Origin of the sequence: Hyphomonas sp. TMED31, from assembly GCF_002172815.1 — a bacterium.
Classification (GTDB): Bacteria; Pseudomonadota; Alphaproteobacteria; order Caulobacterales; family Hyphomonadaceae; genus Hyphomonas; species Hyphomonas atlantica.
In genome coordinates this window covers 1-10,249 of record NZ_NHCK01000035.1, presented here as the reverse complement: position 1 = coordinate 10,249, position 10,249 = coordinate 1, and the positions used below count along the sequence as shown (strand labels likewise).

Here is a 10,249-nt window from a genome sequence, read left to right as displayed (position 1 = left end):
CAGAGCCAGAGCCAGAGCCAGAGCCAGAGCCAGAGCCAGAGCCAGAGCCAGAGCCAGAGCCAGAGCCAGAGCCAGAGCCAGAGCCAGAGCCCGAATTACCGCCGACTCCGGAACCTGAACCCGTCATCGAGCCGGTTGAGATTCCCGAACCTGAACCGGAGCCGATTCCGCTGCCGGATCCGGAACCATTGCCGCAAATCGAGCAGGTTTCCGATGAGCCGTTGCCGCCTGTCGAAACGCCAACGGAAATCGTGATTGAGGATCCAGTCCCGGAGCCCGAACCTCTCCCCATCGCGGTGGAGGAGGAGCCTTTGCCGGAGCCAAGCCCCGGACTTCCGGTAGAAGAGGCGCCGGAAGAGCCTGCCTTGCCAGAAATCGAGGAGTTGCCAGAAGACCTTCCCGACACGCTCGAAACGCCGGTCGATGATGCGGAACCGGACCTGGAGACCGAGCCCCTTCCGGATGAGCTGCCCGAACTGCCGCCGGAAATGCCGGTGGAGGATCTGCCGGAGACGCTTCCCGAGGAGGAGCCCGAAGATCTCTCAGAAGAACAGCCGATCCCCGTCGAGCCGGAGTCCGACCCGCCTGAAGAAGACCTGCCCATCGCACCGGAGCCGGAGATTGAACCGGCCCCAGAACCGGAGCCTGATCCCGAACCTCCTGTGGTGCCAGTTGAGGAGCCTGTCGAGGATGCGCCGCCGGAAGAGCTGGAACCTGACATTGAACCAGAGCCGGCACCCGCCGAGGAGGCTCCGCCCGAGGTCGACCTGCCGGATGTTGAGTCGCCTGAGCCGGACCCCGAGGAGGCGATCATCCTGCCGGAGCCTGCGCCGGAGGCAGCCCCGACGCCTGCACCAGCCGACGACATATTGCAGACAATCGCGCCACCCGTGCGACAACCGGCGACAAGTGCGCGACCTTTCGCGACACCGCGCGACACGGGGCGACGGCCTGCGCCAAGCATTCCCGGCATAGAATTCGCCCTGCCACCCCCGGCAACGGGGGGCGGAGGCGGGGCCCTCAGCGCCCTGATGTGTCATAAACTGACGGAAGAACAACGCATTAAGGCAAAGTGCGACCTTGAGGCGACCCGCGAGGCTTATCAGGATGCCGCCAATGCCGGGCTAGACCGCGACGAGCAGAACCGCCTCGACGGCGCCTACGACACCCAGCTCCGCTCAACCCTCCCCAACGACACCGCCTTTGAAAGCTTCCTGAAGCGCAATGACGGCGTTCAGAAGTACATGCTGGACGGGATAGACAACACAATCTTCATGGATCGCAAGCCCGAGTCTGAACGCCAGCATGACCAATTGATGCGCGGCGACAAGATGGATTGGGAAGACGAGGTCTTTGACGCCCACAATGACGAGGAATAGGGCCTGAAGGTCTATCGGCTTGACTCAGATGTGCGACTCCGCCAACGGCTGAATTCATGAAGAAAGTTACCGTCTCTGTCCGCCCGCTGGCTCATTTTGAAGGGCTGGAATTGCCCACTTATGAAACGGTCGGATCGGCCGGAATGGATGTGCGCGCAGCCGTGCCGGAAGATGACCCGATCCTGTTGCAGGCGGGTGAGCGGGCCATGATCCCGACCGGCCTGTCAGTCGCCATTCCGCAGGGCTACGAGATCCAGGTGCGCCCCCGTTCAGGGCTAGCCGCCAAGCATGGCCTGACCTGCCTGAACACGCCTGGTACGATCGACAGCGACTATCGCGGCGAGATCAAGGTGATCCTCATAAACCTCGGCCAGTCTGCCTTCACCATCAATCGCGGGGAACGGATTGCCCAATTGGTGCTTGCCCCTGTAACGCAGTTGGCGTGGGAAGAGGTGGACGCGCTTGACGAAACCGAGCGCGGCGAAGGCGGCTTTGGGTCAACTGGCAAATAAATCCGGTTTCTTCTTGAACAAGCATTCATCGCTCCTTACATATTGAATATCGATAAGTTCAGGAGAGCGGTGCATCCGGCGAATTGCGGATCCATCCAATAAACGGGGGAGCTCCAAACGACTGGCTTTCGACAAGATTGCTGTGTCAGAAAAGGAGCCCAAACCGTGTCATTCTTCGCTTTTATCCTGTTTGTCCTCGTGATCATCATGGTCGCCCGGTCGGGGCGCTCGAACGCGCCACAGGCACGTGCGGAAGATGATCGCATTGGTGAACTGGCCGAACGGGTCAGGACGCTGGAGGCCATCATTCTTGACCGCGACCGTCGCCTGCGCCGTGAGATTGACGGTTTGAGGTAAAGGAGGGGCACCAGCGGGAGAAGATATCTCCTGTACGGCCTGCCCAATGCTTAGTATTCAAAAGACATTTAGAGGAGTGCCCCAATGGACCCGATCTTGATGGTCGTTCTTATTGTGCTGATTTCGGTCGGTGCCGGTGTGGTGAACAATTACCTGAAACTGAAGGCAAATTCGGCGTCAGACACTGCGTCAGATGCTGATTTTCAGAAGGTTCTGGGCGAGGTCGACCGCCTGAAAGAGCGTGTGCGCGTCCTGGAAAAGATCGTGACCGATCAGGAGCGTCAGTTGTCAGAGGAAATCCGGAAACTGGCCTAGTTTCCGCCGCCGCCAGGAATGCGCATCTTGCGGCGTTGGGCTGCAATCTGAGCTTGCGTCTTCTTGGTGGGCGAGCTGCCGAGATCGGAGCGGAGCAAGACCCTGCGCTGACGGCGTTCGTTGATGGCTTGCATGGCGCTCGCCCTTTCGGTTCGTTTCTGAATGCTCATCACACGGAAACAATGCGTCAGCTTTATGATCGTTTCGTTAACGCCGCATTAGGGGATTGGATTACGATCAGGCCTTCATGCAGACGGTCAAAGCAACTGGTCTTCGGCTGTCGCGAACTTGGCCAGCAGGTAAGCGTCCGTATCCTCAATCGTGTCGAGTTTTCCGAACGCGAAGGCGTCGCGATCAAGGACCAGGTCCCGAGGGCGCANTTCCCGGCTGATAGATAATCCATCCAGTGAGCGTGCGCGGGAAAACGCGACATAGGCCTGCCCATGCGCAAACATGCCGGAGTCGAAATCAATGAACACCTTGTCCAGNGTCAGGCCCTGCGCCTTGTGGATGGTAACGGCATAGGCGAGCCGAAGCGGCATTTGTTTGAAGGTGCCGACAACTTCACGTTTCACCTTCTTGGTTTCGGGGTCCAGTTCGTAGCGGTATTTCTCCCACGCGGTGGGCTCGATCTCATAGACATGATCATCGATTTCCACGATGACGCGGCTGCCGGAAAAGCCCGCGACCGTTGCCAGCGTACCGTTTACCCAGCGNCCTTCGGGATCATTCTTGATCAGCATGACCCGCGCGCCTTCCTTNAGTTCNAGGTCGGCTTCGGTCGGGAAGGCCTTNTCNTCGAANTGNCCCTGCACATCGGCTTCNAANATTTGAGAGCGTGTGTTCAGACCCTCCAACCTCGCTTGGTTGATGCGGTAGGCATTGGCGTTGTTCGGCGTCAGCACGACATGGGTTTCGGATGCCTCGACAGCAGATTTCGAACTGACGAGACCGCGCAGAACCGCCNCATCATTCGGGGTGACGCGGCCCGTGCGCAACGCGCCAAGGAGAGCCAGGAAGCGGGGTTCGGCCTGCCGGAAGACATGTTTCAACGCCANTAGCGANAATTCGGCGTCCTTGAAGGCCGGGGCGTTGAAGAAATAGCTACCGCCATANCGCTCCCGNAGAATTGGTGTTTCTTGGCCGGAAACAACCGGNGGCAATTGGTGAAGATCGCCCGACAGGATCATGCGCACGCCACCAAACGGGCGCTTAGAGGCGCGGTTCAGCTTCAGGCTCTTGTCTATGGCGTCCAGCATGTCCGAGCGAACCATCGAGATCTCGTCAATGATCATCGTGTCGATCGCTTTCACNAGCCGGGTTGAGCGCAGGCGTTTGATGTCAGTCGGTTCGATCAGGCGTGGCGGGAACTTGAAAAACGAATGGATGGTCTGCCCGCCAGCGTTCATCGCAGCCACACCGGTCGGGGCCAGAACGATGGCCTTTTCGCCAGCGCCAGCCAGAAACTTGCGAAGCATTGTGGTCTTGCCCGTTCCGGCCCGGCCAGTGAGGAACAGGTTGCCTTGGGCGCCCGTGCCGGAGGCGACCCATTTGGCGGGCGCAGCATAAATGGAGTCAGGAGNGTTCTCGGTGGTCACGTTTCTGGCTTAACGGCGTTTTACAGGGAAGGCGAGGGCAAGCGCTGCCGGGAAAGGAAAAGCCCCCGAAGAATGACTTCGGGGGCTTCCTGTCAGCCATAAAGGTGCGTGCCGGGCTTAGCCAGCGATACGGCGGACATAATCATATGCGCCCTTGCGGCTCTCACGCTTGCGCGCGGGCTGGAACGCCACTTTCGCATGCTCAGAGCAGTATGGGCCGCAGTCCGCCTTGCGGCCGCAGAAGGCGAATTTCGGATCCGCAGGATCACCGATTGGCCATTTGCACATGGAATCCCGCAGCGTGAGGATGGAGGCTGGCTCGCCATCGGCCTGTTGCAGCGGCGGCAGGGGAGCCATGACTTCGGTGCGTTCAGCAGCGGGACGNACTTCCGGCGTCTCNGGTGCGGCCGGCGCTGCNACCTTGACGCTGCCGTCTGGCAACACGCGTGGTTTTGGACGGGCCAGGCGCGGCGGACGTTTGACGGGGCGCGACGGTGTTGCGCGACCCGACAGGCCCAGACGGTGGACTTTGCCGATCACCGCATTTCGGGTGACGCCCCCCAATTGTTTGGCAATCTGAGAGGCTGAATGGCCCTCTGCCCAGAGTTTCTTCAGCACGCTTACCCGTTCTTCGGTCCAGGACATGGTTGGTCTCTCCCAGCTCGGATCAGGATCGTTAACACTTTCGATCCATCAGCCCCAATATATTGAGATGGCTTAGTACGCGCCATCCGCTCAGCACCTAGATATCGTATCAGGAGCGTAACGAAACACAACATGCTGAGAAGGCTTTCCACAGGCTTTCTACATCTTGTGGTTAACTGCGTCAGCCTGTGGACAAAGTTTGTGCATCGAAATTTGCGTGCTTTTTCCGAGTCTTGCCCCTCGCAGACTCAGGCAAAGACGCCTAAATACCGCGCATGACAGATACTGCGACCGAACAGACTTCCGCCCGCCGCCAGGTTCGCCAATATGGCCAGTTCAACGGTTTGGGCCTGTGGACCCTGTTCAAGCGTGAGATTGGCCGCTTTCTGAAAGTGTGGATGCAAACCGTGTTTGCGCCTGTCGTGACCACGCTTTTGTTCATGACCGTGTTCAAGCTGGCGTTCGGTGACCGCGGTCGACTGATGGGTGACTTTGAAGGGCTCAACTACATTGAGTTCCTCGCGCCGGGCCTGATCGTCATGGCGATCCTTCAGAATGCCTTTCAGAATACGAGTTCCAGTCTGGTGCAGGCGAAGTTCAATTCCACCTATGTCGACTTCCTGATGCCGCCATTGTCGCCGATGGAACTGACCATCGGATTCATCGGTGGCTCGGTTGTGCGNGGCCTTCTGGTGGCCCTGATCTCGGCCATNGGNATCCAGNTNAGNGGACTGGCCGACCTGACCGTCGTNCATGTCTGGCCGATCCTCTGGTTCAGCATCACATCCGCGATTGCCCTCGGCGCGCTGGGCGCCATTGGAGGCATCTGGGCCGACAAATTCGATCATCTGTCCGCCGTGACGAATTTCGTGATCGTNCCGCTCACCTTTCTGTCGGGCACCTTTTACGACATCAAGGTGATGTCCGAGCCATTCTANACGATGGCGCTGCTGGACCCCTTCTTCTACATGATTGACGGGTTCCGTTATGGTTTCCTCGGGGTTGCCAACAGCTCTGTCATTGTGGGGGTCTGGGTAACCGGATTGTTGGCGCTCGCTGGCATNCTCGCTGTCTGGCTCATGTTCCGGTCGGGGTACAAGCTCAAGGCATAGCGACTCCCCTCAGGCGGGAGCGGCATTGACGCTCCACTTCTGCCCCCCTTGAATAAAGCCAAAATTGGCTGGGGCCAGAAATGGAGACCATAATGGGTAATGGAAAAATCCTCGCAGGGGCCGCCTTGTCGGCCATGATGCTGGCAGGTTGCCAGATGATACCGGCGGAGCAGACCGTCGCGCAGTATTGCGCGGATCCTGACAAGGCCACTGAGGCCGTCTGCAAGCTGAAGCTGGAAATCGACGGAAACACGACCGCGCTNGCCGATACGGACATGCGCCTCTCNCAGGCCCGTTCAATGGCCGATAATGCGACCGAGGCCGCTGCACGTGCGCAGGCCAGCGCTGATGCCGCACAGGCGCAGGCTGATGCGGCACTCGCAATGGCAGAGGAAGCCAATAGCAAGGAAGTGCAGTGCGAGACGCGCACCATCCAGAATTCTGACACGGGTTCATGCCGGCCGGGCTATGCGCTGACCAGCTGTACGCAGACGCGCTACACCTACCGGGCAGGGGGCATGTCCATCCTGCGTGAGATCAATGACGAGCAGTGCCGGTTCAATAGCCGTGTGCTCGAGATGCAGGTGCGTTGCTGTGCTGTGTCCGGCTCAGCCCCTGAGCCGGAAGATACGCTGGTCGAGAACGAAATTCCGCCGCAGCCACCTCAGCCAGAAGCGCCAAAAGAGCCTGTGCCGGTTAGCCCATAGTCGGCGCGACAGCCTGAAAATGATGACGCCGCCAAGACCTGTCTCGGCGGCGTCGCTGTTTGGCGCGCTATGTCGCGCATTGTCACTGATCGTCACATAGTGTCGCCGGATGTCGCTATTCGTCGTCCTGCAGGAAGTAGAAGTCGCCACCCGTGGTGCCATCGGTATAGACCGGTCGCTGTTTCTGACCNGTGCGGGCAGCCACCGCATCCTGGACCCGTTTGAAGACGACGTTTGCCGGGTCATCGAGCGTGCTGATCAAATTGGCNAGTTCTTCGGAATAGATGCCGTCATCGGCCGCCGTCTTGCCGGGTTCCGTGGCGAANGCCTGGAAGACGCCGGATGCCCAGCCGACCGGACTGTAGGCGCGCATCAGGCCGCGGCTCTGATCATCCATGACTGTCCGGCAGGCATCGAAGACGATGAAGGAAGTCGGCGCAACAGTTGTCGACACGCGGTTGAAGATCTGTTCGAAGCTGACGCCGAAGTCACGNATATCCTCCGGNGAGGCGCCCGGAATGTCGGTGGGCAGGATGAAGTTCGTGCCCTCAACATTCACGCCATGGCCGGAATAGTAGAANAAGGTGACCGGGTAGGCACCGGCATCCTTGCGGGCTTTCGCCATGCGCCCGAGAAGGCTGAGCGCGCGCACCGTTTGTCGCTGGCCAAGGTCTTCGCATTGCAGGACCGAGAAGCCGACATCCGTCAGCGCGGCGGTGATGCGGTCGCCATCCTGATGCGTCACGCTGAGGCGACTNACGGGAGGCGAATAGGCGAGATTGCTGAGCACCATGGCCTGCCGGTCGGGGTTCGGCCCGTTGATCCATGTGCAGCCAGCGATTTCCGTATCCGGCAGCAAGCCGCTCGCAGCGTTTGCGATTTCTGCCGCGCTCATCGCGGACGCATCGCTTACCCCCGTCGGCGGGGCAGACAATGTGCTGGTCAGGGGCGCAACCGGATCGTTGTCGCTTTCAACGGATCTGTGCGCGCTGATGCTCGCATCCGGATCGGGGCCGGGATCGGCGAGAAGCGTATCCAGCGAGACGACCTTGATTGACAGCGGAATGGTCTTCACGGCCTTGGCCATCTTCTGGCCATTCACCTCAACCTGCTGGGACACTGTGAAAGTGAGGTCTGGCGAGCCTTCCTGAGTGGGAACGACTTTCCATTGCCAGAGTGTTGGCTCGCCCGGAATGAGCGGCTGTTCCTCNGGCGTTGTCGCTGTCAGGTCATATCCGTCGCCGACGATGGATGCCATCATCACGCCACTGGCGCGCACCGTATCGAATTCCAGNGACAGTGCGTCCTGTGNGCTGTCNGGCGCGAGACCTGTGCCCATGATGGAGCGCAGGGATTCNTCAATCTCTGCCTCGCTCGTGTCGCGCTGGATCGGCTGNATGGCCACTTCNAGGAAATAGGGCTGGCCCAGCACCATCTGCTCTGGTGCGTGATGGGCGATCCGGCCACTGTCAAACGCATTCGCGGACTNGGCGGCCAGTTCCGAATAGCGATAGTCCCATTCCGGGCAATTCATGACGAATGCAGAATCGTCGATTTGGATGGTCTCGCTCCAGAAACAGAGCTGCTTGTCCATCAGTCCGGCTTCGAAGCCTTCGCCGGCAAGGTCCTNGGCCAATGCGTCCAGCGTCTCCGTCAAATCGCCCTGGATGCGATGGGTTGCCTGTTCGAACTCGCCGGAGCCGCCCTTGTCACATGTGATCAACAGGGTGCGCGGCGCNGAGATTTCCGCCTGGCATATTTCGACATTCTCAGCGCCGGCGGCCGTCTCGAGGTCGCTCAGATCGCCGCCTTCGGCCAGTGCGTCGAGCCATTCCAGCATGTCCGGGTCGTCGGCATGCAGCTCGCGCAGTTCGTCGATATCTGTCTCGCTGCCAAACTCCAGCGCGAGGCCTGGCTCTTCTTCAACCGAAGTCTCGCTGCGAACCGGATCAGGTTGATCCCGGCCGGGTCGGACAGGGCGGCCGGGATTTGGGCTGGAGCCGGGGGCGGCCGCTCTGGGCGGTTCGGGCTGAACCTGGACGGGCGCAGGGGCGGGCGGAGGCGGGGGGGCAGGCTCCTGATCGATCGGGGCGGGCTCAGGCGCTTCCACCGCTGGTTCGGGTGGCGCGCCGGCGGGCTCATCCATCGCATCATATTGGGCGCTGCAGGCGGCNAGGAGCGCGGCCAGCACAATTGCGCNGAGGCCTGTCATGAATGAGTTGATCCGCATCACCATCCCNTTGGTTCCTGTGGTTAACAGGAAGTTACACGGGATTGGATGGCCTGCCAATTGAATGCGGGTTCAACCGGGTGGCGCAGGGCGCAGGCGGGGCGATCAGGNNGGCGTCAGCTGGAACCGGTACAGCATGGGATAATGATCTGATCCNCAGGGGCGCAGGCGGTGGATGCCCAGCAATCTGAAATCATCCGTGACAAAGGCATGGTCCAGCGGCCAGGCCAGAAACGGGTTTTGCGCGCCATAGGAATTGTAGAGCCCGCGTCCGCGTTTCGGATCGCATAGGCCGGCATGTTGCTTGAACTCCTTTACCATCCAGGACCAGCCGACCTCGTTGAAGTCCCCGATCACCATGGCGGGGCGGTGTTGCTCGCGCAGTTCATCGGCGACGATCATCAGCTCGTCATCCAGGTGTTGCGTATCGTCGCGCGGGCGGGGCGGGCGCGGGTGGATGCAATAGAGGCGCACTTCGCGGCCGTCCAAATCCATGTCCACGGTCAGGGAGGGGACATGATCCTGACAGAAATACCGTTCCTGCACTTCGCTGACGGGATAGCGCGAATAGAAGAGGAGGCCGTTATGGGCTTCCTTGTCGAGAAGGTATGTATGGGGATAATCTGCCTCCAGCGGAGAGAGGGCCTCTCGCCAGCGGGCATTGGTTTCCGAGAGGAAGACCACATCGGCCTCACTGTCACGGATGCGGGCCAGCACGGCGGCATGGTCTTCATTCTCCTGCAGCACATTGATCAGCAGCACGGAGAGCGGCGTGCCCGGCATGCCCGGCCTGGCGCGGCGCAGTTCGCGTTTTCGACCGGGCAGGTAGGGCCAGATATCCAGTGCACAGATGACCAGCGCGACCGCATAGGTCATCAACAGGGTGGCATTGCCGATCTCGCCTGCCGGATACAGCGCCAGATAGAGCAGCAGCGCGGCGAGCAGGATGAGGCAGGTTTGCAGGCGGCCATAGATCCAGACGCGCATCCACCAGATTTCGGTGCGCAGCTTTGGCGCGATGGCGGCAAACAGACCCCACACGCCGATCAACACAAAGACAGGTTCGATCAGGGCGAGCATGGGGAAGGGGCCTTTCCGGGCGGCGTGTGTTGGGGTGTGTCGCCCTATCTACGCGTGAGACCGGAAGAGAGTTGCGTGCCCGCCGCACGATCCGGGGGCAGATCACGCAGGTGTGATCTGTATCCCCGCCAGCACAAATATCCGGACTGGCGCACGCCATCCGGGTATCCTGTATTCCCGGCCCCTCAAAGAGCCTGGCGCGGCGGGCGCCGTGGCGCTCCGCCTGATGATTTGTAGATGGCTACGGAGTGGAGCGTTACCGCCCGCCGCGCCGGACAGGCTGCGGAGGAATAGAAATCGCACAGCGATTGCCC

Annotated in this window: 10 protein-coding genes and 1 pseudogene; 6 read left to right on the top strand and 5 right to left on the bottom strand. The window is 60.5% G+C overall.

Annotation, left to right across the window (positions count from 1 at the left end; genetic code table 11):
- The 4 genes and pseudogenes from CBB91_RS05445 to CBB91_RS05430 all read left to right on the top strand — a co-directional run.
- Window positions 1–1,379, top strand: a pseudogene (locus CBB91_RS05445) (hypothetical protein); the annotation flags it as partial.
- A gap of 56 nt (window positions 1,380–1,435) precedes the next feature.
- On the top strand, window positions 1,436–1,891 hold the full coding sequence (gene dut, locus CBB91_RS05440) for a dUTP diphosphatase (RefSeq protein WP_035554366.1): 456 nt from the start codon (window positions 1,436–1,438) through the stop codon (window positions 1,889–1,891).
- Between the two features lie 165 nt (window positions 1,892–2,056).
- Window positions 2,057–2,248 (top strand): hypothetical protein, encoded by a 192-nt coding sequence (locus CBB91_RS05435; RefSeq protein WP_035554368.1) that lies wholly within the window; start codon window positions 2,057–2,059, stop codon window positions 2,246–2,248.
- Between the two features lie 84 nt (window positions 2,249–2,332).
- Entirely contained in the window at window positions 2,333–2,563 is a 231-nt protein-coding gene (locus tag CBB91_RS05430) for a hypothetical protein (protein ID WP_273012649.1), read from the top strand.
- Here the strand turns inward: CBB91_RS05430 and CBB91_RS05425 are convergent.
- The 3 genes from CBB91_RS05425 to CBB91_RS05415 form a co-directional block, all read right to left on the bottom strand.
- The gene (locus CBB91_RS05425; RefSeq protein WP_273012647.1) at window positions 2,560–2,733 is read right to left on the bottom strand and encodes a hypothetical protein; all 174 of its coding nucleotides are present in this window, start codon (window positions 2,731–2,733) and stop codon (window positions 2,560–2,562) included. The genes CBB91_RS05430 and CBB91_RS05425 overlap by 4 nt on opposite strands.
- An 87-nt stretch (window positions 2,734–2,820) precedes the next feature.
- Window positions 2,821–4,161, bottom strand: coding sequence for an AAA family ATPase (locus CBB91_RS05420; protein ID WP_273012645.1), 1,341 nt, complete (start codon window positions 4,159–4,161; stop codon window positions 2,821–2,823).
- Between the two features lie 117 nt (window positions 4,162–4,278).
- On the bottom strand, window positions 4,279–4,806 hold the full coding sequence (locus tag CBB91_RS05415) for a GcrA family cell cycle regulator (protein ID WP_051602832.1): 528 nt from the start codon (window positions 4,804–4,806) through the stop codon (window positions 4,279–4,281).
- A 275-nt stretch (window positions 4,807–5,081) separates the two neighbouring features.
- On the opposite strand from CBB91_RS05415, the gene CBB91_RS05410 reads away from it, so the two are divergent.
- Window positions 5,082–5,918, top strand: coding sequence for an ABC transporter permease (locus CBB91_RS05410; protein ID WP_273012642.1), 837 nt, complete (start codon window positions 5,082–5,084; stop codon window positions 5,916–5,918).
- Between the two features lie 92 nt (window positions 5,919–6,010).
- A complete protein-coding gene (locus tag CBB91_RS05405; RefSeq protein WP_199285772.1) occupies window positions 6,011–6,625 on the top strand; it encodes a hypothetical protein in 615 nt (204 codons plus the stop codon).
- A gap of 115 nt (window positions 6,626–6,740) precedes the next feature.
- Here CBB91_RS05405 and CBB91_RS05400 read toward each other — a convergent pair whose 3' ends face one another.
- Window positions 6,741–8,837: a caspase family protein gene (locus CBB91_RS05400; RefSeq protein ID WP_273012640.1), complete on the bottom strand. Its 2,097-nt coding sequence runs from the start codon at window positions 8,835–8,837 to the stop codon at window positions 6,741–6,743.
- A gap of 123 nt (window positions 8,838–8,960) precedes the next feature.
- Window positions 8,961–9,935, bottom strand: a complete 975-nt coding sequence (locus CBB91_RS05395) for an endonuclease/exonuclease/phosphatase family protein (protein ID WP_273012638.1) — start codon at window positions 9,933–9,935, stop codon at window positions 8,961–8,963.
- Window positions 9,936–10,249: the final 314 nt, after the last annotated feature.